Source organism: Luteibacter aegosomatissinici, assembly GCF_023078495.1.
Classification (GTDB): domain Bacteria; phylum Pseudomonadota; class Gammaproteobacteria; order Xanthomonadales; family Rhodanobacteraceae; genus Luteibacter; species Luteibacter aegosomatissinici.
The window spans coordinates 2157701-2183925 of record NZ_CP095742.1 but is presented as its reverse complement, the minus strand read 5'-3'; the positions used below and the strand labels follow the sequence as shown (position 1 = coordinate 2183925).

Annotated in this window: 31 protein-coding genes; 11 read left to right on the top strand and 20 right to left on the bottom strand. The window is 64.5% G+C overall.

Annotated features, from left to right (window positions below; genetic code table 11):
* Window positions 1-20 precede the first annotated feature (20 nt).
* Complete coding sequence (gene dacB / locus L2Y97_RS09855; protein ID WP_247436131.1) at window positions 21-1403, top strand: D-alanyl-D-alanine carboxypeptidase/D-alanyl-D-alanine endopeptidase; 1383 nt, start codon at window positions 21-23, stop codon at window positions 1401-1403.
* A gap of 91 nt (window positions 1404-1494) precedes the next feature.
* Here the strand turns inward: dacB and L2Y97_RS09850 are convergent, their stop codons facing one another.
* Window positions 1495-1977, bottom strand: a complete 483-nt coding sequence (locus L2Y97_RS09850) for a glutathione peroxidase (RefSeq protein ID WP_247436128.1) — start codon at window positions 1975-1977, stop codon at window positions 1495-1497.
* 96 nt (window positions 1978-2073) lie between these two features.
* On the opposite strand from L2Y97_RS09850, the gene L2Y97_RS09845 reads away from it, so the two are divergent.
* From L2Y97_RS09845 to L2Y97_RS09835, 3 genes are all read left to right on the top strand, one after another.
* On the top strand, window positions 2074-3078 hold the full coding sequence (locus L2Y97_RS09845; RefSeq protein WP_247436125.1) for a methionine ABC transporter ATP-binding protein: 1005 nt from the start codon (window positions 2074-2076) through the stop codon (window positions 3076-3078).
* Window positions 3075-3749: a methionine ABC transporter permease gene (locus tag L2Y97_RS09840; protein ID WP_247436122.1), complete on the top strand. Its 675-nt coding sequence runs from the start codon at window positions 3075-3077 to the stop codon at window positions 3747-3749. Before L2Y97_RS09845 ends, L2Y97_RS09840 begins: the two co-directional genes overlap by 4 nt.
* 78 nt (window positions 3750-3827) lie before the next feature.
* A complete protein-coding gene (locus L2Y97_RS09835) occupies window positions 3828-4637 on the top strand; it encodes a MetQ/NlpA family ABC transporter substrate-binding protein (RefSeq protein WP_247436119.1) in 810 nt (269 codons plus the stop codon).
* Between the two features lie 99 nt (window positions 4638-4736).
* On the opposite strand, the gene L2Y97_RS09830 is transcribed toward L2Y97_RS09835, so the two are convergent.
* The gene (locus L2Y97_RS09830) at window positions 4737-5783 is read right to left on the bottom strand and encodes an aldo/keto reductase (RefSeq protein WP_247436117.1); all 1047 of its coding nucleotides are present in this window, start codon (window positions 5781-5783) and stop codon (window positions 4737-4739) included.
* A 29-nt stretch (window positions 5784-5812) separates the two neighbouring features.
* On the bottom strand, window positions 5813-6577 hold the full coding sequence (locus L2Y97_RS09825) for an alpha/beta fold hydrolase (RefSeq protein WP_247436114.1): 765 nt from the start codon (window positions 6575-6577) through the stop codon (window positions 5813-5815).
* A gap of 143 nt (window positions 6578-6720) precedes the next feature.
* On the opposite strand from L2Y97_RS09825, the gene L2Y97_RS09820 reads away from it, so the two are divergent.
* Window positions 6721-7299 (top strand): TetR/AcrR family transcriptional regulator, encoded by a 579-nt coding sequence (locus L2Y97_RS09820; protein WP_247436111.1) that lies wholly within the window; start codon window positions 6721-6723, stop codon window positions 7297-7299.
* A gap of 98 nt (window positions 7300-7397) precedes the next feature.
* On the opposite strand, the gene pncB is transcribed toward L2Y97_RS09820, so the two are convergent.
* Window positions 7398-8579 (bottom strand): nicotinate phosphoribosyltransferase, encoded by a 1182-nt coding sequence (pncB, locus tag L2Y97_RS09815; RefSeq protein WP_247436109.1) that lies wholly within the window; start codon window positions 8577-8579, stop codon window positions 7398-7400.
* On the bottom strand, window positions 8576-8959 hold the full coding sequence (locus tag L2Y97_RS09810; RefSeq protein ID WP_247436106.1) for a YbbN family protein: 384 nt from the start codon (window positions 8957-8959) through the stop codon (window positions 8576-8578). The genes pncB and L2Y97_RS09810 overlap by 4 nt, the downstream gene beginning before the upstream one ends.
* 93 nt (window positions 8960-9052) lie before the next feature.
* Here L2Y97_RS09810 and L2Y97_RS09805 point away from each other — a divergent pair, with 93 nt between their 5' ends.
* Complete coding sequence (locus tag L2Y97_RS09805) at window positions 9053-9850, top strand: c-type cytochrome (RefSeq protein ID WP_247436104.1); 798 nt, start codon at window positions 9053-9055, stop codon at window positions 9848-9850.
* 21 nt (window positions 9851-9871) lie between these two features.
* On the opposite strand, the gene L2Y97_RS09800 is transcribed toward L2Y97_RS09805, so the two are convergent.
* From L2Y97_RS09800 to L2Y97_RS09785, 4 genes are all read right to left on the bottom strand, one after another.
* Window positions 9872-11137, bottom strand: coding sequence for a dicarboxylate/amino acid:cation symporter (locus tag L2Y97_RS09800; protein ID WP_247436101.1), 1266 nt, complete (start codon window positions 11135-11137; stop codon window positions 9872-9874).
* A gap of 242 nt (window positions 11138-11379) precedes the next feature.
* Window positions 11380-12411, bottom strand: coding sequence for an aminopeptidase (locus L2Y97_RS09795; protein ID WP_247436100.1), 1032 nt, complete (start codon window positions 12409-12411; stop codon window positions 11380-11382).
* A gap of 133 nt (window positions 12412-12544) precedes the next feature.
* Window positions 12545-13078, bottom strand: a complete 534-nt coding sequence (locus L2Y97_RS09790; protein ID WP_247436097.1) for a cytochrome b — start codon at window positions 13076-13078, stop codon at window positions 12545-12547.
* Window positions 13075-14157 (bottom strand): catalase family peroxidase, encoded by a 1083-nt coding sequence (locus tag L2Y97_RS09785; protein ID WP_247436094.1) that lies wholly within the window; start codon window positions 14155-14157, stop codon window positions 13075-13077. The genes L2Y97_RS09790 and L2Y97_RS09785 overlap by 4 nt, the downstream gene beginning before the upstream one ends.
* Window positions 14158-14264: 107 nt before the next feature.
* Between L2Y97_RS09785 and L2Y97_RS09780 the strand changes: the two genes are divergently transcribed.
* Both L2Y97_RS09780 and L2Y97_RS09775 read left to right on the top strand, forming a co-directional pair.
* The gene (locus L2Y97_RS09780) at window positions 14265-14807 is read left to right on the top strand and encodes an RNA polymerase sigma factor (protein WP_247436092.1); all 543 of its coding nucleotides are present in this window, start codon (window positions 14265-14267) and stop codon (window positions 14805-14807) included.
* Window positions 14804-15553, top strand: a complete 750-nt coding sequence (locus tag L2Y97_RS09775) for an anti-sigma factor family protein (RefSeq protein WP_247436089.1) — start codon at window positions 14804-14806, stop codon at window positions 15551-15553. Before L2Y97_RS09780 ends, L2Y97_RS09775 begins: the two co-directional genes overlap by 4 nt.
* A gap of 139 nt (window positions 15554-15692) precedes the next feature.
* Here L2Y97_RS09775 and lolD read toward each other — a convergent pair whose 3' ends face one another.
* The 9 genes from lolD to L2Y97_RS09730 form a co-directional block, all read right to left on the bottom strand.
* Window positions 15693-16382: a lipoprotein-releasing ABC transporter ATP-binding protein LolD gene (gene lolD, locus L2Y97_RS09770; protein WP_247436087.1), complete on the bottom strand. Its 690-nt coding sequence runs from the start codon at window positions 16380-16382 to the stop codon at window positions 15693-15695.
* Window positions 16375-17616, bottom strand: coding sequence for a lipoprotein-releasing ABC transporter permease subunit (locus L2Y97_RS09765; RefSeq protein WP_247436084.1), 1242 nt, complete (start codon window positions 17614-17616; stop codon window positions 16375-16377). The genes lolD and L2Y97_RS09765 overlap by 8 nt, the downstream gene beginning before the upstream one ends.
* A 95-nt stretch (window positions 17617-17711) precedes the next feature.
* Window positions 17712-18119 carry a hypothetical protein gene (locus tag L2Y97_RS09760; RefSeq protein WP_247436081.1) on the bottom strand — a complete coding sequence of 136 codons (408 nt, stop codon included), beginning with the start codon at window positions 18117-18119 and terminating at the stop codon, window positions 17712-17714.
* Window positions 18091-18342: an FAD assembly factor SdhE gene (locus L2Y97_RS09755; protein ID WP_247436078.1), complete on the bottom strand. Its 252-nt coding sequence runs from the start codon at window positions 18340-18342 to the stop codon at window positions 18091-18093. Before L2Y97_RS09755 ends, L2Y97_RS09760 begins: the two co-directional genes overlap by 29 nt.
* Before the next feature lie 195 nt (window positions 18343-18537).
* Window positions 18538-19326, bottom strand: coding sequence for a succinate dehydrogenase iron-sulfur subunit (locus L2Y97_RS09750; protein WP_247336199.1), 789 nt, complete (start codon window positions 19324-19326; stop codon window positions 18538-18540).
* A 21-nt stretch (window positions 19327-19347) separates the two neighbouring features.
* Window positions 19348-21135 carry a succinate dehydrogenase flavoprotein subunit gene (gene sdhA / locus L2Y97_RS09745; RefSeq protein WP_247436076.1) on the bottom strand — a complete coding sequence of 596 codons (1788 nt, stop codon included), beginning with the start codon at window positions 21133-21135 and terminating at the stop codon, window positions 19348-19350.
* Between the two features lie 3 nt (window positions 21136-21138).
* Window positions 21139-21525, bottom strand: coding sequence for a succinate dehydrogenase, hydrophobic membrane anchor protein (gene sdhD / locus L2Y97_RS09740; protein WP_247436073.1), 387 nt, complete (start codon window positions 21523-21525; stop codon window positions 21139-21141).
* Window positions 21522-21914, bottom strand: coding sequence for a succinate dehydrogenase, cytochrome b556 subunit (gene sdhC, locus L2Y97_RS09735; protein WP_247436071.1), 393 nt, complete (start codon window positions 21912-21914; stop codon window positions 21522-21524). Before sdhC ends, sdhD begins: the two co-directional genes overlap by 4 nt.
* A gap of 58 nt (window positions 21915-21972) precedes the next feature.
* Window positions 21973-22140 (bottom strand): DUF1674 domain-containing protein, encoded by a 168-nt coding sequence (locus L2Y97_RS09730; RefSeq protein ID WP_247436069.1) that lies wholly within the window; start codon window positions 22138-22140, stop codon window positions 21973-21975.
* A 126-nt stretch (window positions 22141-22266) separates the two neighbouring features.
* Between L2Y97_RS09730 and ygfZ the strand changes: the two genes are divergently transcribed.
* Entirely contained in the window at window positions 22267-23052 is a 786-nt protein-coding gene (gene ygfZ, locus L2Y97_RS09725; RefSeq protein ID WP_247436066.1) for a CAF17-like 4Fe-4S cluster assembly/insertion protein YgfZ, read from the top strand.
* A 486-nt stretch (window positions 23053-23538) separates the two neighbouring features.
* Entirely contained in the window at window positions 23539-23973 is a 435-nt protein-coding gene (locus L2Y97_RS09720; protein WP_247436064.1) for a cell wall hydrolase, read from the top strand.
* Window positions 23974-24124: 151 nt separating this feature from the next.
* Here the strand turns inward: L2Y97_RS09720 and L2Y97_RS22425 are convergent, their stop codons facing one another.
* Window positions 24125-24589, bottom strand: coding sequence for an outer membrane lipoprotein (locus tag L2Y97_RS22425; RefSeq protein ID WP_283248303.1), 465 nt, complete (start codon window positions 24587-24589; stop codon window positions 24125-24127).
* Window positions 24590-24621: 32 nt separating this feature from the next.
* Window positions 24622-25227, bottom strand: a complete 606-nt coding sequence (locus L2Y97_RS09710; RefSeq protein WP_247436062.1) for a glycine zipper 2TM domain-containing protein — start codon at window positions 25225-25227, stop codon at window positions 24622-24624.
* A 146-nt stretch (window positions 25228-25373) separates the two neighbouring features.
* Here L2Y97_RS09710 and L2Y97_RS09705 point away from each other — a divergent pair, with 146 nt between their 5' ends.
* A complete protein-coding gene (locus L2Y97_RS09705) occupies window positions 25374-26141 on the top strand; it encodes a TatD family hydrolase (protein WP_247436060.1) in 768 nt (255 codons plus the stop codon).
* The last annotated feature ends 84 nt before the right edge of the window (window positions 26142-26225 follow it).

Here is a 26225-nt window from a genome sequence, read left to right as displayed (position 1 = left end):
TTGAAACGGTGCTGCGAAAGATGTCGCCCACAGGGTGGGCTCCTACGGCGGCGATGTTGCTGGTGTTCGCGACCAGTACCGCACAAGCCACCACGGTTGGCGAAGCGATCGATTCGCACATCGCGGCACCTCGCTTCGCTGCTGCGTCCTGGGGCATCAGCGTTCTTTCCCTTGACGATGGGCATGTCGTGTACAGCCACGACGACGTCAAGCTCATGCTGCCCGCGTCCACGGCCAAGCTCTTCACCGCCGCCGTCGCGATGGATCGCCTCGGCCCGGACTACCGCACGCATACCGACGTTCTGGCGGCTGGCGATATCCGCCGTGGCCGCCTGCGCGGCGCGCTGGTGCTGCGTGGCCGAGGCGACCCCACCCTGGCTGGCGATGCGTGGGCCGACCAGCTTGCCCAACAGGTGGTTGCCGCGGGCATCACCCGTGTCGACGATGGCGTGGTCGGGGATGACACGGCCTTCGCAGGGCCACCCATCGGCAGCGGCTGGGAGGCCTCCGACCTGCAGGCGTATTACGGCGCCACCGCCAGCGGGCTTAGCGTGGACGAGAACACCATGGTGGCCGAAGTCGCCAACAACGCGGTCACACTCGCGCCAACGGACGCGGCGACCACGCTGGCAGAGCAGCCCGCCGACAGCCCTGAGTTCTATCGCGCACCGGGTACCAGCACGCTTCACGTGCTCGGCGCCGCACCACGCAAGTCACGCCTTTCCCTGCCCGACCCGGCACTCACCGCGGCACGCCGCCTGCAGGCCGCCCTGGAAAAGCGCGGGGTCACGGTGAAGAAAGAGGCGCGCAGCGTGCATTGGCCGATACCCGCACCCACCGGCACGCAAGTAGCCACCCTGCCCTCGCCACCGCTCACCGAGATCCTCGCTTCGGGCCTCAAGCGCTCGCAGAACATGTACCTGCAAAGCGTGTTCCTCCTGACGGGCCTGGAAGCCACGGATCAGACGGCCGCCCACACCGAAGACCGCGCCGCGGCAGTGGTTGGCGCATGGCTCGGCGCGCGCGGGATCGGGCCCTCTGCCACCTCACTGGAAGAAGGTACGGGCCTGTCGCGGCATGACCTCACCACGGCCGGCTCGCTCACCCACCTGCTGTCTTCGGTGGACTCACCGACATTCCGGGCGTTGCTGCCCGTGGCTGGCGTGGATGGCACCCTGGTACGCCGCATGAAAGGCACCGCGGCCGAAGGCAACCTGCAAGCGAAAACCGGCAGCATGAGCTACGTCAACGCGCTGGCCGGGTACGTCACCACGAAAGCCGGCCAGCGCCTGGCCTTCGCCATCATCCTCAACAACTACAAGCCCACCCAGGGCGCAGGTTCCGTGTCATCGGAAGTGGATGCCATCGCCGTCATGCTCGCCGAAAACACCGAGCGCCATTGACGCCGATTTTGTAGGAGCGCGCTTGCGCGCGATGGGTGCTCGCGGCAAGACCCTATCGCGCGCAAGCGCGCTCCTACAGGGGCGGTGGGGATTACCCGAGGACCTTGGGCAGGTCCTTGCCGATCTTCTCCGGTGTATCGGTCGGCGCGTAGCGTTCCACCACTTCGCCTTCGCGGTTCACGAGGAACTTGGTGAAGTTCCACTTGATGCCCTCGGTGCCGAGAAAGCCCTTCTTTGTCGACTTCAGCCACTTGTACAGTGGGTGGGCCTTGTCACCGTTGACGTCGATCTTGGAGAACATCGGGAACGAGACGTCGTAGGTCAGCGAGCAGAAGTTGCGAATTTCGGCCTCATCACCCGGCTCCTGGTGGCCGAACTGGTCGCACGGGAATCCCAGCACGTCGAAACCCTGCGGGCCGAATTCCTTCTGCAGCTCTTCCAGCCCCTTGTACTGCGGCGTGAAGCCGCACTTGGAGGCCACGTTGACGATCAGCACGGCTTTGCCCTTCCACTCGGCCAGCGAACGCTCGTTGCCATCGATGTCGCGGGCGGAGAAATCGTAGATGCCGGTCATGGTGCTCCTTTGGGGGCGGGCGGAAAGCCCACAGTCTACGCCGCCCTGAGCCTTCGGCTACCATGGACATCTTTCCATCCAGGCCCACCGACGCCCGTGATCCGATTCGAAGCCGCCTCCAAGTCCTACACCGTGGCTGGAGCGCTCGTCCCCGCCCTGCAACCCGTGGATCTTGCCATCAACCAGGGCGAGGTATTCGGCATCATCGGCCACTCCGGTGCCGGCAAATCCACCTTGCTGCGCATGATCAACCTGCTGGAGCGCCCCACGGCCGGCAAGGTATGGATCGACGGCCGCGACGTGACCCACGCCGAGGGCGCCGAGCTGCGCCGCCTGCGCGCGGGCATCGGCATGATCTTCCAGCACTTCAATTTGCTGTCGTCGAAAACCGTGGCCGACAACGTGGCATTCCCGCTGCGCCTTCACGGCGACCTCAGCGAAGCTGACATCGCCGCCCGCGTGGATGAACTGCTCAAGCTGGTCGGCCTGGAGGCACACGCCCGCAAATACCCCGCCCAGCTTTCCGGCGGACAGAAGCAGCGCGTCGGCATTGCGCGCGCCCTTGCCAGCAAGCCATCCATCCTGCTTTGCGATGAAGCCACCAGCGCCCTCGATCCGCAGACCACGGCGTCGGTTCTGGAACTGCTTGCCGACATCAACCGCCGGCTCGGCCTCACCATTGTGCTGATCACCCACGAGATGGACGTGATCCGCCGCGTGTGCGACCGGGTGGCCGTACTCGATGCGGGCAACGTCGTCGAGATGGGCACCGTGGCGGATGTGTTCCTGCACCCACAGCACCCGACGACGCGCCGCTTCGTGGCCGAGGCCGACCACCGCGAAGGCCGCGGCCCGGAATACGCTGGCGTGCCTGGCAAACTGTTCCGCCTGTCGTTCCGCGGCGAGGCAACGTATTCGCCACTGCTCTCGCGCGTCGTGCGCGACACCGGCGTGGAATACAACCTGCTATCGGGCCGGGTGGACCGGATCAAGGATGTGCCATACGGCCAGCTCACCCTGGCCATGCATGGCGACCGCCTGGACGAGGCGCTGGCGCAGATCCGCGCCGCCGGCGTCGATATTGAAGAGGTGGCCCGATGAGCCCGCTGCAAACCCTGTTCCCCAACATCGACTGGGCCGAAATCCTGCAGGCGTGCTTCGACACGCTGCTGATGCTCGGCGGCTCACTCCTCTTTACCCTCGCACTCGGCTTGCCCCTGGGCATCTGGCTATTCCTCACCGCACGCGGCCAGCTACATGCCAAACCAAAGCTTTATGGCGTGCTGTCGCTGGTCGTAAACGTGCTGCGCTCCATCCCCTTCATCATCCTGATGATCCTGCTGATTCCCGTCACGAAGGCGATCACCGGCGTGAGCATCGGCATCCGTGGCGCCATCGTTCCGCTGGTGATCGGCGCGGCACCGTTCTTTGCCCGCCTGGTGGAAACCGCGTTGCGCGAGGTGGACCGCGGCGTGATCGAAGCGAGCCAGGCCATGGGTGCCACCACGAAACAGATCGTGGCACGCGTGCTTCTTCCCGAGGCAAGGCCGGGCCTGGTCGCGGCGACCACGGTCACCGCCGTCGCCCTGGTCGGCTACACCGCCATGGGTGGCATCGTGGGTGCGGGTGGCCTGGGCGCCCTTGCCTACCAGTACGGTTACAACGGCTACAAGCCGGATTACATGCTGGTCACCGTGGCCCTGCTCGTGGTGCTGGTCCAGCTGCTGCAGATGCTCGGCGACTGGCTTGTGGCGCGGTATAGCCGTAAATAACGCCAAACCGGGGCCTTTTTGCATCTGGCGGTATGGACGTCTATGCTGTCGCACCGCAACATCCGCCCGGACGCCCCCATGAAGAAGTACCTCCTGCCCCTGGTTACCGCCCTCGCCGTTGTCCTGGCGGGCTGTTCCCATGGTGAATCGGGTGGCGCGGCCGATGCCGGCAAGCCGCTCACTGTCGCTGCGACACCGGTGCCGCATGCGGAAATCCTCAAGGAAATCAGACCCCTGCTCGCAAAGCAGGGCGTCGAGATCGAAATCAAGGTCTTCACCGACTACGTGCAGCCGAACATGCAGGTGGCCCAGAAGCAGCTGGACGTGAACTTCTTCCAGACCGAGCCCTACCTGGATGCCTTCAACCGCGAGCGCGGCACGAACCTGGTCAAGGTCGTCGGCGTGCATATCGAACCGTTCGGCGCCTACTCGCGCAAGTTCAAGTCGATCGACCAGCTGCCTGATGGCGCCAACGTCGTGATCCCGAACGATCCGAGCAACAACAGCCGCGCCCTGCTCCTGCTGGCCAAGCACAACCTCATCACCCTGAAGAACCCGGGTGACAAGCTGGCCACGCTCAAGGATGTAGACCAGAACCCGAAGCACCTGAAGTTCCGCGAGCTCGAAGCGGCCATGCTGCCGCGCGTGCTGGATGAAGTGGACCTTGCGCTGATCAACACCAACTACGCCCTCGCCGCCGGCCTGAACCCGGTGAAGGATGCGCTGCTGATCGAAGACAAGGATTCGCCGTACGTGAACTTCCTGGTCTCGCGCCCCGACAACAAGGACGACCCGCGTGTGCAGAAGCTCGCCGCCGCGCTCACCTCGCCCGAGGTGAAGGCGTTCATCGAGAAGACCTACAACGGCGCCGTGCTGCCGGCGTTCTGATCGCCGCGGCACCGTTGTTGCCCTTGTAGGAGCGCGCTTGCGCGCGATGGGTGCTTGCCGCAAGACCCGATCGCGCGCAAGCGCGCTCCTACAGAAAGCTCAGGCCACCTGGCGTGCTGGTAACACCAGGTCGTCGAGTTTCCCGCCCGATGCCTTCTGCTGGTTCGCCGGATCCTCGATCAGGCTGTGCGGAAAGATCGGCGCCAATGCACTGGCTTGGTCCAGACGCGCAAGCTGCTCATCCGATAGCGTGATCTGCGTTGCACGTAGGTTGCTTTCGAGCTGCTGCACGCTGCGGGGCCCGATGATCGGCAACGGCCCCTTTCGCGCCACCCAGGCGATCGCGAGCGCCCCCGGGTCCAGCCCCGTCTCGTCAGCGATCGCGAGCAAGGCATCGACGACGCGCGTGCGTTGCGCGCTGTTTTCGTCCTGGAACACGCGGCCCGCAAAACCTTCCTTGCGCCCCACCTCGCCACGCCGGTATTTGCCGGTGAGCACGCCGCCGCCCAGCGGCGACCAGGCAACGACACCCAGGCCCAGCGCGTCGGCGGCGGGCAGCAATTCGTGCTCGGTGGTGCGCTCCACGAGGCTGTGTTCCACCTGTATCGCCGCGATCGGCAGCGAGCCACGCACCTCGGCCAGCGTCACCGCACGGGCGACTCGCCATGCAGGGAAGTCCGACAAGCCGGCATAGAGGATCTTGCCCGCACGGGCAAGATCGTCGAACCCGCGCAGGATCTCTTCGATTGGCGTCACCCGATCAGGAAAGTGCGTCCAGTACAGGTCGATCCGGTCGGTCTTCAAACGGCGCAGGCTTGCCTCGACGGAAGTCACCATCGCGCGACGGCTGTTACCCGTAACGAGAATGCCGTCGCTCCTTCCGCCGGCTTGCGTGTACTTCGTCGCGAGCACGAACTCGTCGCGACGGCCTTGCAGCAGCTGGCCAAGGATCTCCTCGGATTCCCCGAACTGGTACGTATCGGCCGTATCGAGGAAGTTGCCGCCGGCGGCCTGGTAGGCATCGAGCATGCGCTGGGCTTCACCGGGCTCGGCGCCGTGCCCCCAACGGGTGCCGAAGTTACCCGTGCCTAGCACGAGTTCGGAAACGCGAAGGCCCGTATGCTGGCCAAGAACGCGATATCGCATGATGTTCTCCCGTGATTAGCCGGCGCGGCTTACTTGCCCGCGGCCTGCTCGATGATCGAGACGACGAGATCCGGATGGGACAGGAAGACCGTGTGGCTGGCGCCCGGCACTTCCGTAACCTTTGCTTTGGCGCGCTTGTACATCCAACGCTCGAGGTCGGGATTGATCGTCTTGTCAGCGGTCGGGACGACGGCCCACGTCGGTTTCGTCTTCCACGGTGCCGCCTTCGCCGGTGTCTTAAAAGCCTTCTGCGAGAGAAACACCTGCGACTGAGCCATGAAAGTCGCCAGGTCGGCCGGAGAATCCGCCGCGAAGTTCGCCTGGTACTTCGCCGGGTCCATGTAAAAGAACCCGTCTGCCGTGAGCTTCACATCGCTGTTCGGCGCGGGGAACTGCGGCTTCGTCTCCAGCGTCTCGGTGCTCTCCCCCACATCCGGCATCAAGGCCGCCAGATAGACCAGCGACTTTACCTTCGGGTCGTCGCCAGCATCGGTGATCACCTGCCCGCCCCAGCTATGCCCCACCAGGACGACAGGGCCGTCCTGCTGATCGATCACCCGGCGCGTCGCGGCGACATCGGCCTCGAGACTGGTTTCCGGCTCCTGCACGACGCTGACGTGGTAGCCCTTCTTCACCAGCCGATCGTAGACCGGTCGCCAACCCGAGCCGTCGGCGAAGGCGCCGTGCACCAGGACGATGTTGTGGATGGGCTCGGCCGCCACGGCGACCGATGCGCCAAGCGAAAGGCCGGCGGCCAGGGCAATGGTGCGGAACGTGTGTGTTGCGACAGACATGGCTAATCTCCTCGACAGGTCAGGTAACCCGGCGAAAGCGGCATGGCCTTCGTAGGGCTGGCTTTTGATTGCGCCCACAATCATAATTATTTTGATGGTGAGTGCAATGTAAAAACCTGCTTCGATTTGTGAGGAAGTGAGCTGTGCGCGTTTCGAAACAGAAATCCGAAGAAAACAAGGCTCAGCTGCTCAATGCGGCAGCACGACTGTTCAGGGAGCGTGGGGTGGACGGTGTAGGTGTGGCCGAGGTCGCCAAGGAGGCCGGGCTCACCCATGGCGCGCTCTACGCGCACTTTCCCTCAAAGGAGGCGCTGGTGGCGGCGGCGTTTTCCCAGGCCTTTGCCGGCAACATGGCATCCATCGATGCGTGGGCGGCCGGGCGGCAGCCCACGTTTACCGACTATCTCGATGCCCTTTTTTCCGTGCGTGCGCGTGATCGCGTCGGCGAAGGCTGCCCGATGGTGGCTTCGGCCAGCGAAGCGTCACGGCATGGGCCGGCGCTGAGCGCAAACTTCGCTGCCGCGTTCCAGGCCGAGATCGCGTTGTTCGAGGCATCACTCGACCCCGCCGTGTCCGCGGACGAGCGACGGCGTGTGTCCATCGCGGCGCTCGCCGCGCAGATTGGTGCCGTCGCCGTGGCGCGCGCTGTCGCTTCAAGCGACGACGCGTTGTCACGCGAAGTGTTGTCTGCGACGCGGGAAGCCATCGCCCGCGCTGTCTAGACCTGTAGGAGTGCGCTTGCTTGCGCGCGATGGGTGCTCACCGCAAGACCCGATCGCGCGCAAGCGCGCTCCTACAACAGACGCTTCTAGCGCAGGGATTATGCGGCCGGCGGCAGATCGAAAACGCGGCGCAGGTAGGCCAGGTAATCCAGGTCCTCGCACATGCTCTTGCCGGGTGAATCGGAGAGCTTGGCCACGGGCTGGCCATTGCAGCGGGTCATCTTGATCACGATGTTGATCGGATCCGGGCCCGTGTCGTTGGTGAGGTTGGTGCCCACGCCGAACGATACGATACAGCGCCCCTCGAAGTGCTTGTGCAGTTCCATCACCTTGGGGATATCCAGGCTGTCGCTGAACACCAGCGTCTTCGTACGCGGATCGACACGGTTCTTTTCGTAGTGCGCGAGGATCCGGTCACCCCACGCGAACGGGTCGCCCGAGTCGTGCCGCGCGCCATCGAACAGCTTGCAGAAGTACATATCGAAATCACGCAGGAACGCATCCAGGCCGTACACATCGGAAAGCGCAATGCCCAGGTCGCCGCGGTATTCGCGCGCCCATGCCTCGAGCGCCGCCACCTGTGAATCGCGTAGCCGCGGGCCCAGCGACTGGAACGCCTGCAGGTATTCGTGGGCCATGCTGCCGATGGGGGTCATGCCCTGCTGCTTGGCGAACAGCACGTTGCTCGTGCCGGCCAGCTGCTTGCCCCACTCGGCGCGCATGATGCCCAGCGCCTCTTCGTGCCACGCACCGGAGAAACGGCGGCGCGTGCCATAGTCGGCCACGCGCACCTTCTCGAATCCCGGCGTATCGCGCAGCAGCGAAATCTTTGCACGCAGGCGCTTGCGCCCTTCGGCCAGGTCGTGATCCGGGTAGGCGTGGCGGAAGTACAGCTCGTTGATGATCGCGAGCAGCGGCACTTCGAACAGAATGGTGTGCAGCCAGGGACCACGAATCACCAGCTCGATTTCACCATTGCCCTTCGCCGATGGGGCGATGTCCACGTACTTGGCATTGAGCTGGAACAGGCCGAGGAAATCGACGAAGTCGCTGTCAATGAAGCGCATGGCGCGCAGGTAGGCCAGCTCGTCCTCGCCGAATCGCAACGAGCACAAGTGCGCGAGCTCTTCCCGGATGGCCGGAATGATCGGGACGAGGTCGATACCGGGCGTACGGCAGCGGAAACGGTATTCGACTTCAGCGGCCGGGTACTGATGCAGAACCACCTGCATCATCGTGAACTTATACAGGTCGGTATCGAGCAGCGAGTTGATGATCATGCGCTGGCCCCGGTCAGGGCAATCTGCTTGTCGACCGCTTCAAGGAAACTGTCGGTGCCGGGCCAGGAGGTAATACGGCCGAGCTTCTTGCCGCGATGGAACAGGAAAAAAGCGGGGATGCCATGCAGGCCGAAGCGCGTGGCCATCTTGGGATCGTCATACACGTTGTCCTGCATCCAGCGGACCTCGGGCTTCTGGAAGCGCGCCTGGGTCAGCAGCATCTGCCGCTTGGCGATATCGCAGTTGGGGCAATCGCGCCCCCAAAGGAACAGGATGGCGATGCGGTTATCGTCGGCCGCGAGATCGGCATCCAGCTCGCCGCTGGTGATCTTCGGCATGGGGAAGTGCGCGAAGAACTCGGGAACGGTGGTATCGGACATGGTGGATCCGTGATCGTGTGAACTGCCCTCATGGGGGCGACAAGGTCATAATTCGAGGGTACCGCGGCCATTCGCCCCGCCCAAGGATTCCCCGTGCGCTTTTTGCTAGCCCTACTCCTCGCCGGTGCTGCTGGCCTGGCCCAGGCCGCCAGCCTCTCGATGGATACCGGCCATGGCACGGCCACCCTGACCACCCAGCAGCTGCTCGCACGCCCCGACGCACGGACGATCGAGGTGCCCGGGGATGTCTCGTACCACCGCACGATGCGCTACAAAGCCGTGCCACTGAAGGCTCTGCTCAAGGGCGTGCCACCCGATGCGCACCTGCAGTTCACCGCGCTGGACGGCTTTGCGGCCGAAATCCCCGCCGCCCTGGTCCTGGAGAGCCAGGGTGCCGAGGCGTGGCTGGCCGTGGAAGATACCGCGTGGCCCGCACTGGGCGATGGCAAGCCCTCGGCGGGGCCGTTCTATCTCGTGTGGCTGCACCCGGAGGCCAGCAAGGTAGGCCCCGAGCAATGGCCGTACCAGATCGCCTCCGTACGGGTCCTGGCAGACCCGGCCGCCCGCTTTCCGCTCATGCGCCCGGCGGCCGGCCTGGCGAAGGACAGCCCGGTCATGCGTGGCTTCGAGGTGTTCCAGCGCAACTGCATCACCTGCCACACGCTCAACGGCCAGGGCGACGCGAAGCTCGGCCCCGACCTGAATATCCCGCACAGCCCTACTGAATACCTGCGCGACGGCATGCTCCGCGTGCTGGTGCGCAACCCCCAGGACCTGCGCCACTGGCCGCAGGCGAAGATGCCCGGGTTCAACAGCACGGTGCTAAGCGACCGCGACCTGGATGACCTCGAGGCCTACCTGAAACACATGGCCACGCGAAAGGCAAAATAACGCGCCCCTACAGAAGCAGGGTCAGGCGGCTTGTTCGACGACGAGCTCGCTGGACGCGCGGTTATAAACCTCGAGATCCAGAATGCCCCGCTCGCGCGCGACGAGCACCGGCACCACCATCTGCCCGGTCACATTGGTCATCGTGCGCATCATGTCGAGGATGCGATCGATCGCGACAAGGTAGCCGATGCCCTCCAGCGGCAGGCCCGCCGAGCTCAATACCAGGGTCACCATGACGGTGGCCGTACCCGGCACGCCGGCCGTGCCGAACGAACCCAGCACCGATGCCAGCAGGATGATGATGTACTGCGCGGGCTGCAGGTCCAGGTGGAAATACTGCGCAATGAACACCGCCGAGATGGCCGGGTAGATCGCGCCGCAGCCGTCCATCTTGATGCTCGCGCCGAGCGGCACGGCGAACGCCGCGTACTCTTCCTTCACACCCATGTTACGCACCACGCTGCGCAGCGCGATGGGCATGGCCGCAAAGCTGGACGATGAGGTGAAAGCCACCTGCATCGCCGGGAACGCCGCGCGGAAGAATTTAAGCGGGTTAAGCCCATGGGCCAGCAGCAGGCCGCCGTACACGACCACGATCTGCAACGCGCATGCGAGATACAACGCACCAACGAAGGTAGCCAGCGGCAGCAGCTTTTCGAAACCGTAGGCGCCCACCAGGGCGGCAATCAGGCCAAACGTACCGAACGGCGTCACTTCGAGCACGAAGCGGGTGACCTGGATCATCGCATCGTTGGCCTCGCCGGCAAGCTCACGCAGGCGCGCGGATTTCTCGCCTATCTTCACGAAGGCGAGCCCCAGCAACCCGGCGAAGAAGATGACCTGCAGGATCTTGCCTTCGGTGAGGGCACGGAACGGGTTGGCCGGCACGATATCCAGTAGCACCTTGATCGGTTCGGGCAGCACTTTCGGGTGCCAGCCCGAAGGCGCTGCGAGTCCTTCGACGCCAAGGCCCGGCTGGGTCGCCAGCGCTACCCCAAGGCCCACCACCACGGCCAGGGTGGCCGTCGCAGCAAACCAGAGAAAGGTGCGCGACCCGAGCGCAGCAACGTCTTTGACTCCATGCAAACTGGAGACGCTATGGAGTACAGCAAAGAACACCAATGGCACGGCGATCATCTTGATCAGCGTGACGTAAAGCTCGCCCAGTGGGCCGAACCAGGTGGCCGCCGAAGGCCCAAAAGCCCAGCCCGCGAGCGCGCCCAGCACAAAGCCGGCGGCGACGCGCTTCCAAAAGCGGATGCGGAACCAGGAAGAAACAAGGGACATTAGACAGGCCACCGTGGAACAGACGCCCGACCATACACCCGGGATTGGCCGTCTGGACGGCCAGATGCGAACACAGCGTTTCCCTGCACGAACGCCAAGGGTTGCGGTTGCGCCAAAATCGGTGTAACGGCGGCCCGGTGCGCCCGTGTGTCGCAACGAGCCCAAAGCCCCCCCCCCTGTAGGAGCGCGCTTGCGCGCGATAGCAGCCTTGCGGCAAGCACCCATCGCGCGCAAGCGCGCTTCTACAGGGGTTGCAGCGCCTTGAGTTCGCGCGTGCGCTTGTCGGGTGGGAGCTTCGCCAGCGTCGCCACGGCGGTGAAGAAGGCCGGCCACTGGCGGCCGCTATTATCGAACAGCGTAGCGAACGCCCCCGTCCACTGATCGTACAAACCGAACGGCAGAAGCTTCGCGTTGTTCATCGGCTGCGCCATCCAGCGGTCGTAGCGGTGGTCACCGCCCGCTTCGTTCGCGCGCCAGGCGAGGTACTGCCCGCGGAAGACTTCAAAGGCCTCGGCCTTGGCGACCCGCTTGACCTCATCCGTCATCGGCATCGCATACATCGCCTTCAATCCATCGCGCAACGCGAGCACCTGCTGCGTGAACGAGCGGGAGAGCATGTCGCCCTTCGGGTCAGGTGCCACCAGGCCCTTCGCGGCATGCCACTCTCGCACACCTTCCTGTTCGACGAAGCTGGCATACGACTCGTTGAACGACGAATCGTTCTTCACGTAGATCTTCTGGTGGGCGAGTTCGTGAAAGATCGTCCCCACCAGATCGTCATCATCCCAGCCAAGCATGCTGCTCAAGAGGGGATCGGCAAACCAACCCAGCGTGGAGTACGCAGGGACATCGCCGATGCTTACGTCGTATCCCAACGCCTGCTGGCGTGCGGCCTCGCGGTCGGCGAGCTCGCGACGAAAGTAGCCTCGGTACGACACGCAGCCGGCGAACGGAAAACAGTGCACGACCGGATCGACCGAGAGCTCCGGAGTGGCGAAAACGTTGTACGCCACCCAGGGGCGATCGAGCTGCACGTAATACGTGTAGCTACGGTTCGCGGGGAGGTCCAGCTGATCACTGGCAAACCGCCGTGCATCCCGTGCCGTGACCAGGCGCTTGCGCACCTTGTCCGGCGTTTTCGGATCATCGATCACCTTATCGATCGGCTTGCGCGCCGCAAGCAATGCCATCTGCCCATGGCTGACATGGGCGTAATAGCCGACGCTGCGGCAACCGGCGAGCAGCACGAGCATGGTGATGAGGGCTAGGCGCATGCGGGCGATTGTGCCCGATTCATCCAGACTCTGTAGGAGCCCACCCTGTGGGCGACCTCTTTCGCGATAGCGCCACGACCTTGCTGTGTTATCGCGAACAGCGTCGCGCACAGGGTGCGCTCCTACAGGGGCCTTAGTTGCCTGTCGTCATCGACTTGAGCACGCCATCGCGACGAATCAGGCCGTGCATCAATGCCGCGCCCATGTGCGCGAGGAACGTGAGGAAGAACAACCACGCGAGATAGCGGTGGGCCTCACGCAACCATGCGAACAGCGCAGGGTCTTGCGGCAGGATGGGCGGCAGCACGAACCCGCCCCACATCACCACCGGATATTTTCCTGCGGATAGCATGCCCCAGCCAATCAGCGGCATGAGGATCATCAGCGTGTACAGCACCCAATGCGAACCTTTCGCAGCCAGCTTCTGCCATTCGGGCATCCCCACCGGCAACGGTGGTGGGCGGTGCACCAGACGGAAGCCGAGCCGGATCAAGGCCAGCACGAAAATGATCATGCCCAGCGGCCGGTGGATGGCGACCAGCGTGGCGTGCTTCTCCGCCAGTGTGCTCACCATGCCAGCGCCAATGAACAGCATTGCCAGGATCATGATGGCCATGAGCCAGTGCAGCACGCGGGCCACGGGATGGAACGTGTCGTAGCGGCTCATGGCGTCTCCCCCTTCGGCCGTTCGGTGCCCGGCAGATGCCCTTCCTCACTCGTGCGGCGCAGGTACGATTCGGCATACGCCGCCGAGCGCGCGACGATGATCGGATCGCCCGAGATCTCCATGCCGTGCGGCAGGATGGCGGGATCGTAGTTCACGTCGCGACACGGGCCATCCGCTTGCGGCTGCCAGCTGTCAACCACGATCGTGCCGGCATCGACCATCTTGCGATCGTCGGGCCACGCCTTGGACGCGTCATCCACGGGGTCACCATCGTTGGCAAAAATGAACTGAAGGTGCCAGCGCGCGGGACCCTGTGCGAGGCGCTTCTGCAGATCGGCGGCCAGGTAGTCGGTATCGCCCGCCGCCGGGCTGCCATCACCCGTGGAAGGCGTTTCCGGCACCACCTGCCAACGCACTGCGTGACGCTGTCCGGCAGGGTCACGGAGATAGAACGCGTTGAGGCTCTTGTAGGTCTCGTCCACATAGCTGGCCGGCGGCTTCGCCTGCGAGATCCACATGAGGAACGGGCCAGTCTCGGGGTGCGAACTGAAGAAGGCCTTGGCCTTGTCCGGGTTCGGCTTGCCCGTCGCCGGGTCGGGAGCGGTGGCGACATTCAGTTCATAGAACGCCTGCGGGGTCGACACCGGGAACACCGGCATGGCGTTCATGCCCGTACGCCACTGCTCGCCATCAGCCATGTCGAAGCGCAGGGCGAAGCTGCGGATAGGCGCCGAGCTATCTGGCGCCTGGGGGTTGCCGCCAGGGATGGCCAGGCGGCCCACCACCGGCGTGCTGGTGCCCGAGGCGAACAGCTTGGCCGCGGAGAACGGCGCCAGTTGCCCGCTCGATTCGAAATGCCCACCCACGCAGATGCCCTTGGCGTGGTTGCGCCGGTAGCCAGGGTGGTCGCCGCCGTTGGCCTGCAGCACGTTGATGATCTTCTTCGGGCTGAGCCGGTCGGGGGCCAGCCAGCCGCCGGCATAGCCGAAGACTGCCGCGGTGCCGATAACGGCCAGGCCGATCACGCCCCAGCGCCAGGCAAGGCCTGACGGGGGGCGCGGGTTCCTGGGGTCCTGCATGGTGGTTCTCCTTCGCCCCAGGGAAAGGGGCTTCAAAAGGTGGGACGCACGTCAGCGACTTTTATTCCCTGTGAACGGAATATTCCGTCACGACGGTCGTCTAACCCATGTCCCGCTCCGGCACGAGGCCCGGCATGTCCGATCCGCAATTCGACGAAGCCTTGCGCACCATGCTGCCGCGCTTGCGGCGCTTTGCGCTGTGGCTCGCCCGCGATGCGCACGCCGCGGATGACCTGGTCCAGTCGACGATGGAGCGGGCACTCGCGAAATGGAACTCGCGGCGCGATGACGAGAGTCTGCGGGCGTGGCTGTTTGCGATCTTGTACCGGTTGTTTCTTGATGGGAAACGCCGGGCCGGCCGCTACGCGCGGCTGCTTGGCATGCTGGGGCGGGACGAGGAGCCGACGTGGCCATCGGCCGAGCGCGTGGCCGAGGCCCACGCCACCCTGGCGGCCTTCGCAGCGTTGCCTGACGAGCAACGAAGCCTGTTGTTGTGGGTCACCGTCGAGGGGCTCAGCTACCAGGAGGTAGCCGGCATTCTCGGCGTACCCATCGGCACCGTCATGTCGCGACTTTCCCGTGCCCGGCGCGCGTTGCGCGCACTGGGTGACGGCACCACTGAAACCCCTGCCCTGCGGCTACTGAAATGACCACCTCACCGCCTAGCGAACACGATATCCACGCGTACGTGGACGGCCACCTCGATGAATCGCGGCGCAGCCACGTGGAACGCTACCTGGCCCGTGATGCCGAACGCGCTGAAGAGGTCCAGGCGTGGCGCCAGGGCGCACAGCAACTGCGTGCCCTGCTGGCCGGCGACCTGGCCCCTGCCCCGGCCATCGACCCGGCACTGATCCGCGGCCGCCTGCGCGAACGACGCGTGCGCCGGGCGGCCATCGCGGCCGGCTTCGTCCTCTGCCTCAGCCTGGGCGCCATGGGCGGCTGGATGGCGCGCGGCATGGGCAAGGGCGCCATGGAACCCATGGCCGACGCGATGCAGGCGTACCGGCTGCTGGCGGTGGACCATGGCCTTGGCCTGGACATCAGCACGCCGAATGAAAACGACCTGCGCGCGTGGCTAAGCGGTCGCGTGGGCGCGGACGTGCGCCTGCCCGACCTGGCCGATGCCGGCTTCCGACCCATGGGTGGCCGCCTGTTCGCCACGGACCAGGGCCCGGCGGCCATGGTCCTTTACGACGATGGCAACGGCCACACGGTGAGCTTCTACGTGCGCCCGCCCGGTGCGGCGCGCCACCTACTGCCGCGAGGCGAACGCGAGGATGGCGGCCTGCTGGCCAACTACTGGTCGTCGGGCGATCACAACTTCGCCGTCGTTGCCCTGGCCGACGCCGCCGGCCGCGCCGCGACGCAGAAGATCATCAGCAAATCGATCTGATCGCCGGATGCTGTAGGAGCCCACCCTGTGGGCGACATCTTTTCGCGACAGGGCAACAGGACCTGTTGCGCGGTCGCGAACGGCGTCGCCCACAGGGTGGGCTCCTACAGCGGCGTCGCGGCGGGAAACTGGCGGCGGCTTAGCGCTCGAACAGTTCGCCGTTGTGCAGCTCGAGGGTGCGATCCATCCGCTTCGCCAGCCGGGGATCGTGGGTCACCAGCACGAAGCTCGTGCCGATCTCGCGATTCAGCTCCAGCATCAGGTCGTAAACGGCCGCCGCATTGGCTTCATCGAGGTTGCCGGTCGGCTCATCGCCGAGCACGCACGCGGGTCGCGTGACCAGCGCACGCGCCACCGCACAACGCTGACGCTCACCACCCGACATCTCCGCCGGCCGGTGGCGCAGACGCGCACCCAGGCCGACGCGCTCGAGCAGCGCGGTGGCCTCCTTCTGCGCCTGCGCGATCGCCACGCCACGAATCAGCAGCGGCATGCACACGTTCTCCAGTGCGGTGAACTCGGGCAGCAGGTGGTGGAACTGGTAGATGAAACCGAGCGAGCGATTGCGCTCACGCCCACGCTCGGCATCCGAAAGCTCGGACAGCACGCGGCCGTTGACCTCGACCTTGCCGGCGCTAAGCGTATCCAGGCCGCCGATGATGTGCAGCAGCGTGGATTTGCCGGAACCGGACGCGCCGACGATCGACAGTGTCTGCGCACGGCGTAGCTCGAAGTTCACGTTGGAAAGCACGCCGGTGCGCAGGTCGCCTTCCTCGTACACCTTGGCCACACCCGTGGCGCGCAGGACGATATCGCTTGGGTTATTCATAACGGAGCGCCTGGGCGGGCTGCACGCGCGACGCGCGCCACGCGGGGTACAAGGTAGCCAGCAGCGAGAAACCAAAGGTCACGAGCACGACCCAGCCCACATCGGACCAAAGCAACTGGCTCGGCACTTCGCTGATGTAGTAGACATCCGGGGCCAGGAAGGTATGCCCCGTCACGTGCTCAATGAATTTCACGATGGCCGGCAGGTTGTAGGACAGCAGCGAACCCAGCGTGACACCGACGCCGATACCGACGATGCCGACCAGCAAGCCCTGCACCATGAACATGGCCATGATGCTGCGCGGCGTGGAACCGAGGGTGCGCAGGATGGCGATATCCGCCTGCTTGTCGGTCACCAGCATCATCAGCATGGAAATCAGGTTGATCACGGCCACCAGGATGATCAGCGAGAGGATCACGAACATCACCGTCTTCTCCATGTCGATCGCATGGAAGAAGTTCGCGTGCGTGTCCATCCAGGTCTGCACCCGGTACGACTGGCCCAGCCGGTTGACCAGGTCCTGCGCGACGGGCATGGCCTCGCGCATGTCGTTGAGCTTCAGGCGGATACCCGTAGGCCCCTCCTGGCCGTTCAGCCGCTCGGCATCGGGCATGCTGATCAGGGCGAGGTTGGAGTCGTACTCCTGCATGCCCAGCTCGAAGATGCCGCTGACGGTGAAGTTGCGCAGTTTCGGCACCGCACCCATCGGCGTGGCCGTGAACTGGGGCACGACCACCGTCACCTTGTCACCGGTGGTCACACCCAGCTCCAGGGCCAGCTCGCGGCCGAGGATGATGTTCCAGCTGTGATCGGTCAGGTCGGTCATCTTGCCCTCGACCATGTGCCGGTCGAGGTCGGAGACCTTCGGCTCAAGGGAGGGCACAACGCCACGGATGATCGCGCCGCTGGAGCGGCGCGCCTGCAGGAAGGCCTGGATTTCAACGTAGGGGGCCGCGCCCTCGACGTGCGGCGTGGCCTTGGCCACATCGACTGCGCGCTGCCAATCGCGCACGGTCTCGTCGATACCGGACACGGTGACGTGCGCCACCGCGCCGAGAATGCGCGAACGCAGCTCGCTGTCGAACCCGTTCATCACCGACATCACCGTGATCAGCGCGGTCACGCTGATGGCGATGCAGACGATGGACACTGTCGAGATGAACGAGATGAACTGGTTGCGCCGCTTGGCCCGCGTATAGCGCAGGCCAATAAAGAGCTCGAGGGGTCTGAACATACCTGTCGAAAAGCACCTTGGATGAGGGAGCCGCCACGAAACGCAGGCACCGCGCGGCAGATTGCCCGATGCGGCGGCGCCGGGCAAGCGCGCTCCTACAGGGGGCCGAGGCGGATGCGGAGGATCCGGAGCTCCTCCGCCGCCATGTTATCCGGGCCCAGCACCAGGGACGCCCTGCCCTCGTGCCAGAAAAGTCGTAGAACAACCCATCCACCGACCACGCGGATATCCCGAGGTTCCGCGGCAAAGGGCTGCCCCGCGTTATCGACCACCACCCAGGCCCCTTGTGGGTGCCATTGCACGGCGGCCAGGGGCACCCGGATGAACCGGCGTACCCGCCACACACCAAGGAACAGCGCAGCCACGGAGAGGCCCGCCCGCGCCACCAACGGCAAGCTGGTAGGCCACGGCGCCATGGCGCCGGAAAGGACAATGAGGGAAAGAAGCCAGGTCAGCCTGGGCGACGGCCTTGGCTCAAAGGTGATGCCTTGCGCGGATCTCATCGATGATGGCCTGCCAGTCGTCGCGTGGGGCGCGGGCATGGCCCATCACCCAATCCCAAAGATCGGGATCCTGCACGTCCAGCAGCTCATCGAATGCCAGCCTGGCAGGCTCATCCGCGTCAGCGAAACGCTCGTCGAGCCACCAGCCGAACAGCTGGTCGAGCTCGCGGGTACCGCGGCGGGTACGCCAGCGCAGGCGTTTGAGACGAGGGTCAGTGAGCATGGGGTCTTCGCTCCGCATCGGCCCAGGTTGGCGCCACTGGCAAGCCGCCCGCCGCTCGCGGGCTGTCAGTCGTGGCCTTCGGCCAGCTGTAAATCGTCATTAGAATCGCAGGACTGCATCTCGTGATTCCACTGGCGATTTACAAGCCGCAAAGCGGCTGACTCACAGCCCGCGACAAGCGGGCGCCTTACTTCATCACGCCGAACGGCGCTGCACGATCAGCTTCTTGATCTCCGCGATCGCCTTGGCCGGGTTCAGGCCCTTCGGGCAGGTGCGGGCGCAGTTCATGATGGTGTGGCAGCGGTACAGCTTGAACGGATCTTCGAGGTCGTCCAGGCGGTTGCCGGTGTCTTCATCGCGGCTATCCACGATCCAGCGGTAAGCCTGGAGCAGGATGGCCGGGCCGAGGTAACGATCGCCGTTCCACCAGTAGCTCGGGCACGACGTGGAGCAGCACGCGCACAGGATGCACTCGTACAGGCCATCGAGCTTCTTGCGGTCTTCCGGCGACTGCAGGCGCTCCTTGTCGGCCGGTGCCGGGCTCTGCGTGCGCATCCACGGCTTGATCGAGGCGAACTGGGCGTAGAAGTGCGTGAGATCGGGCACCAGGTCCTTCACCACCGGCATGTGCGGCAGCGGGTAGATGTTGATGGTGCCGTTGCTGCCGCATTCCTCGATGGAACGCGTGCACGCCAGGGTGTTGGTGCCCTGGATGTTCATCGCGCACGAACCACAGATGCCTTCGCGGCACGAGCGGCGCAGCGACAGCGTCGAGTCGATCTCGTTCTTGATCTTCAGCAGGGCGTCCAGGACCATCGGGCCGCACGTATCGAGGTCAACCTCGTACGTATCGGTGCGCGGGTTCTGGCCGTCGTCCGGCGTCCAGCGGTAGATCTTGAAGGTGCGCGTATTCTTCGCGCCCTTCGCCGGGAAATGCTTGCCGGCCGTAATTGTGGAATTCTTGGGTAGCGTGAACTCTGCCACGATTGCCTCTCCGGTCCGGTATCAGTAAACGCGCTTTTTCGGCGGCACGACTTCGACTTCATCCGTCAGGGTGTACATGTGCACCGGACGGAAATCGAACTTCGAACGGCCTTCCTCGTCAATCCACACCAGCGTGTGCTTCTGCCAGTCGTGGTCGTCGCGGTCCGGGAAATCCTCGCGGGCATGCGCGCCGCGGCTCTCGGGGCGCTGGTTGGCCGAATGCATGGTGGCAACGGCCTGGGCCAGCAGGTTCGAAAGCTCCAGGGTCTCGATGAGGTCGGAGTTCCAGACCAGCGAACGGTCGGTGACCTTCACGTCCTTGAACTTCGAGAACACCTCGGAAATCTTGGTCGAGCCTTCCTGCAGCGTTTCACCGGTGCGGAACACCGCGGCGTCGTTCTGCATGGTCTTCTGCATCTCGGCGCGGATGGCGGCCGTCGGCGTGTTGCCGTTGGCGTAGCGCAGCGCGTCGAAACGGCCCAGGGCCTGGTCCAGCGCATTGGCCGGCAGGTCCGGATGGGCCGTACCGGGCTTGATGATCTCGGCGCAGCGGTTCGCAACCGAACGACCGAACACCACCAGATCGAGCAGCGAGTTGGAGCCCAGGCGGTTGGCGCCGTGCACGGACACGCAGGCCGCTTCGCCGATGGCGAACAGGCCCGGCACGACCGAATCCGGGTTGTCGTCGAGCTTGGTCACGACTTCGCCGTGATAGTTCGTCGGGATACCGCCCATGTTGTAGTGGACGGTCGGCAGCACCGGGATCGGCTCCTTGGTGACGTCGACGCCCGCGAAAATGCGCGCGGATTCGGCGATGCCCGGGAGGCGCTCACCGATGACCTCAGGACCGAGGTGCATCAGGTTCAGGTGGATGTGGTCCTTATTCGGGCCCACGCCACGGCCTTCGCGGATCTCGATCGTCATGGCGCGGCTGACCACGTCACGCGAGGCAAGATCCTTGGCGTTCGGTGCATAGCGCTCCATGAAGCGCTCGCCCTCGGAGTTGGTGAGGTAACCACCTTCACCGCGGACGCCCTCGGTGATGAGGCAGCCCGCACCGTAAATACCCGTCGGGTGGAACTGCACGAACTCCATGTCCTGCAGCGGAAGGCCGGCGCGCAGGACCATGCCGCCGCCATCACCCGTGCAGGTGTGGGCCGAGGTAGCGCTGAAATAAGCACGGCCGTAGCCGCCCGTCGCCATGACCACCGCGTGGCCGCGGAACAGGTGCAGCGTACCTTCGTTCATGTCGAGCGCGAGCACGCCGCGGCAGACGCCGTCCTTATCAAAGATAAGGTCGATGGCGAAGTATTCGATGAAGAACGTGGCGTCGTGGGCCAGCGCCTGCTGGTAAAGCGTGTGCAGGATGGCGTGGCCGGTACGGTCGGCCGCGGCGCAGGTGCGCTGCGCGGTGCCCTTGCCGTAATGCGTGGTCATGCCGCCGAACGGGCGCTGGTAGATCTTGCCTTCTTCCGTACGCGAGAACGGCACGCCGTAGTGCTCGAGCTCGATGATGGCCGGGATGGCTTCGCGGCACATGTACTCGATGGCGTCCTGGTCACCGAGCCAGTCGGAGCCCTTGATCGTGTCGTAGAAGTGGAAGCGCCAGTCGTCTTCGCCCATGTTGCCCAGCGCGGCGGAGATACCGCCCTGCGCGGCGACGGTGTGCGAACGCGTCGGGAACACCTTCGTGATGCACGCGGCCTTGAGGCCCTTTTCGGCCAGGCCGAAGGTGGCGCGCAGGCCAGCGCCACCGGCGCCGACCACGATCACGTCATACTTATGTTGTTGGACCTTATAGGCTTCCATGGATCAGCTTCCGAGCGCGACACGCAGCACCGCGAACACGCCCGTAAGCGCGGCGAGTACAGCGATGAACTTGATAACGACCAGCGAGGCCACTTCGAGCCAGCGGGTATGGACGTAGTCTTCGATGACCACCTGCAGGCCGAGGACGGCGTGGCGGAACATCGTGACGAGGAAGGCGATGGCCAGCACCGCGTTCCACGGCTTGGCCAGCGTGGCGCGGGCGGTGGCGTAGTCGGCGTGCAGCAGGCCGAGCAGCGTGCACAGGAACCACAGGGTGAGGAACACCAGGGCGAGCGCGGTGACGCGCTGGGTCATCCAGTGGCCGACGCCTTCCTTCGCGGAGCCGAGGCCGCGGGCGCGGGCCAGCGGGTTACGCAGATCCTTGCTCATGCGTGGCTCCCGGCAAGCACATAGGCCCACGTGATGATGGTGAGCAGGATGGCCACGATGATCGAGGTCCAGCTGGAGCGGACGAACGAGGCGATGGCGTAACCCTTGCCCGTATCCTGCACCAGGTGGCGGATGCCGTTGGCCAGGTGGTAGAAGAACGCCAGGGTCCAGCCGATCAGCACCAGCAGGCCCAGGGCGCTGCCGGCGCAGGCACTGAACGACGCGTAGGCATCGGGGCCGGCGGCGAGGGACGCGAGGCCCCAGACGATAAGGAGGCTACCGACGGCAAGGATGATGCCGGAGGCGCGGTGCAGGATGGAGGTCACCATCTGCACTTGCCATTTGTAGACCTGGAGGTGGGGTGAGAGCGGTCGTCCCGTTTGTGCCATGGCGGCTATCCTGGATTGGAATCGCTGATGCCCAAACTATCCCTCGCTCGCCTTCGGGTCAGAAGTCGATGCAGCGTCCGTTCTTTTCCCAATCGCCGTAGCGGGTGGGATCCAATGGCGCTTTCTCGACCCCGGGCACACCGTTCGTGGGGACGACCGGGTCGACGAGCGGTTTCGCAGGAGCGGAATCGTTCGGCGTTTCGGGCGCTGAGGGATGGTCGGACATGGTTATAAAACTCTAAAAGCGTAATACCTGTGCCTTCACAGCACAACCTTGACGAACCCGCCGAACCTTGGTTTGGCCTTGGCCCGACCGTATATCTTACTCCTCCCCCACCTTCCCTGCGCCCCCATGCCGAGCCGTACCACTCGCCCGATCACCCTTGCCGGCCCCGATGCCGCCGGCTTTGCCAATGCCCAGCTGACCAGCGATGTGCTGGCCCTCCCCACCGGCCAGTGGCAATGGAGCGGGTGGCTGGATCCCAAGGGACGGGTCCGCGCCCTGCTCCAGGTGGCGCGCATCACCGATGACCGCTTCGTCATCGTGCCGCGCGGCGGTGATGGCGAGATGCTCGCGAATGACCTGAAGCGTTTCGTGTTTCGGTCGAAGGTCACGATCACGCTGGGTGATGCGTGTTTCGTCTCCGATGGCGATGCGCACGATGACATGCATGCGCATGAAAGCGAGGACGGCGCGCTCGTGCTTGGCGAAGGCGGTGCATCGATACGCATCGGCACACGCAACGACAACGATGCATGGCTTGCACGTCATATCGAAAAAGGTTTCGCGTGGCTGCCCAATGAAGCACTCGGTGAGTTACTTCCGCCTGCATTGTCGATGGAGCGCATGCTTGCGGTCTCATTCAACAAGGGCTGCTTCCCAGGCCAGGAAATCGCGGCACGCCTGCACTTTCTTGGTGGACACAAGCGACACCTGCGTACGGTGCGGCCGGATGTCGCACTTCATGCGGGCCAATCGTTGCGCATCAACGGCCGCGATGCCGGCATCGTGTTGATGCACAAAGAATCGGACGAGTTGCGTATGTCGCTTGTCGTATTGGATGACAGCGTCGTTCAGGAAGAGACTCTTGAAATCGAAGGTGCGCGCCTGCACGTCTTGTCGACATTTGCTGCGTGACCTGTCGCACAGTTTCGTAAAAACTGATCTCTCATCAGCGTGAGCCTTAGCTGAACCGTGCCGCGTCTGCACTTGCGCAAAACGTGACGCGCCACTAGTCTCCGCCGATCCCATTACGTGGCCATGGTGTATCGCCATGGTTACACCCGCGACGATCCGTCGATGATGACGGTTCTGGCGCGACCCAGCGGAAGCTGGAGGATTTGAACCGCGCACTCGCCTTCGAGCGCGCTGTAGCTGACGGAGCCGCCGCCACTGCGATGCCGCTCCCTTTCAGCAACACCCTACCGGGAGGCTCCGGACAGCCGCCCAGTAAAGTCACAGTGTGTGACGCCCGAACCATTCGCGTAACTACGTATCCAAAGCGAATGTCATTCGGTTGGTCCAGGTAGTAACGGCCTGCCCGCCCGTCTACCGCCCGTACGTCCCCCATGGCTCTTCCAAGACGCCGCAAGTGACGGAAAAGCTCGTTGGAGGCAGATACACATGAAACTTTCCGCTTTGCTCTGGATGGCGTCCGTCCTTCCAAGCCACCTTGCCGACCAGACGTGCCTGGCGACGACGGTGTACCTCGAAGCACGTAGTGAACCGACCATCGGCCAGTACGCCGTGGCGGAAGTTGCACTTCGTCGCCGCGATCGCGGCATGGGTGGCAACAATGTGTGCGATGTCGTATCGGCGCCGCGCCAGTTCGCTATCACCACCACACCGAAAGATTTTGAGGTCACCGACCTCGTTTCGTGGACCAAGGCCTGGAAGATCGCCGGCGATTCCATCAACAACTGGAACCTGCCGAAGGGCGAACGACTCGTCTACGTACCACAAGCCGATCACTTCGCGACGGTTGCTGTTGCACCGAGCTGGTCCGCCAGCCGCATCGTCCGCAAGATTGGCGACCACGCGTTCTACGCCGTGAACTAAACAGGCGCTACAACGTGCGGGGAAAAGGAATCAGAGCGGGCAGCTTGCGATTCCCGGGAAAAAGGGGCCCTCGGACGAGGGTCTTTTTTTTGGCCAAAGAAAAACCCGCCACTTGGCGGGTTTTCTTATAGACGTCCAGACGTCCGAAACATTACAACCGATAGACGTGGTCGCCGCGGATCTGCACCTGGTCACCGCGCCGCAGCTGCGGATCTTCACGCTGCGTCACGGTGGCCCAGCGGCCATCATCAAGGCGGATGCGCACCTGGAAGGCCACATCCTGCCCATTCTGGCGGCCTACCGAATTACCAACGACACCGCCAACAACGGCGCCGCCGACGGTAGCCGCCGAGCGGCCATCACCCTTGCCGATGGTGCTACCCAGCAAGCCACCCGCAACAGCGCCAATCACGGCACCGAGCGGTGACGACTGGCGGTCGGTGTAGATCTGCTGGATGTCGTCGACAACACCGCACTGTTCGCAGCGACGCGAACTACCTTCGTACACCACGCGATCCTGGCGATACTCGCGCCGTGGCTGCTCGTAACACGCTGTCAACGACAACGGCACGATGGCGGCGGCGACAAGGCCTGCTTTACGGACGATGCTATGCATACGGTGACGCCCTCATGGAGGATCGATATGGATTACTGGCGAGCGTCGGAAACCACCGAAACGCCTTCCTGCACTTCAACGCGGTCGCCCGGGTCGTGGTCCATGCGGATCGAGCGGGTGACACCGTTGTATTCATAGCGGACATCGTAGGCCACGATCTTGTCGCCACTCTTTCCAGGCACGGTCTCACACTTGCGAACGGTGCTGGTCACCGTGTTGGTTTCCTGGCGGCGCTCCTGGATCTCGTGGCCCGCGTAACCGCCACCCACGGCGCCTGCGACGGTCGCCAGGGTACGGCCCTTGCCGCCGCCGATCTGGTTGCCCAACAGGCCACCGGCCACCGCACCGATGGCCGTACCGGCGATCTGGTGCTGGTCCTTGACCGGGGCGCGGCGGGTCACGACCTCGTCGTGGCACTCCTTCTGCGCCGCAGTGGCGGCCTCGCGCACCGGATCGACGCTTACAACGCGGGCGTACTTGGGACCTGCCGGCTCGGGCGCAGCGGCGGGCGCAGCTTCGGCGGCCGGGGCCGGCGCATTAGCCACATCAGCATTCGCATCGCGGTTGCAGGCAGAAAGGCTCAGCACCAGGGCCGCGCCCAAACCAGCGTTCAGGACGGAAATCTTCAACCTGCTCATAACCCTACTCTCCTGGAAAATATCGGCGGCTTGCCGGGCCACAGTGGCCCCGGAAATTCGCAAGAACGCCTCGAAACACATTTGACAATCGTTAAACTGAACGACGCCTTAGACTGGCCCCACCAAGCAAAACGGCAGCAAACCGCATGCACGAACTGGTAGATTCCCACGCCCACCTCGACGACAGCGCGTTCGATGCCGACCGCGGCGACATGTTCGAGCGTGCCGCGCGGGCGGGCGTGCGGCGCTGGATCGTACCGGCCATCGATCGCGGAAACTGGGAAGCCATCGAGCATTTGTCGGCGTCGCGTGAAGGCGTTTATCCGGCCTACGGCCTGCACCCGCTGTTCATGGCAAACCATCGGCGAGACCACCTTGGTGAGCTTCCCCATTGGCTGGACGGGCATGGCGCGGTGGCCGTGGGCGAGATCGGCCTGGATTTCTATGTGGACGGCCTGGACCCCGATGAACAGCGCGACCTCTTCGTTCGCCAGCTCCATATCGCCAAGGAGCACGACCTGCCCGTCATCGTGCACGCTCGCCGGGCCTTCGAGGAAACCATCCACACGCTGCGCCGCATCGGTGGCCTGCGCGGCGTGGTGCACAGCTTCTCGGGCAGCGAGGAGCAGGCCCGCCAACTGTTCGAGCTGGGCTTCCACATCGGCATCGGCGGGCCCGTGACCTACGACCGCGCGAACCGCATCCACCGCGTTGTGAGGCAGATGCCCCTCGAATGGCTGCTGCTGGAGACCGATTCACCCGACCAGCCGTGCATGCATCACCGGGGCGAGCGAAACGAACCGGCGTATATGGTGGATGTGCTTGAGACCATTGCCATATTGCGCGAGAGCGACCCTGGCGAGGTTGCCAAGGTGACCACGGCTAACGCGGCCACCTTGTTCGGGCTCGCGTAGCCACGCCATCGCGCGCAAGCGCGCTCCTACGGGCACGACGCCAACCAACGCTTGCCCCGGCAACCAACCCTTGCTAGCCTAATA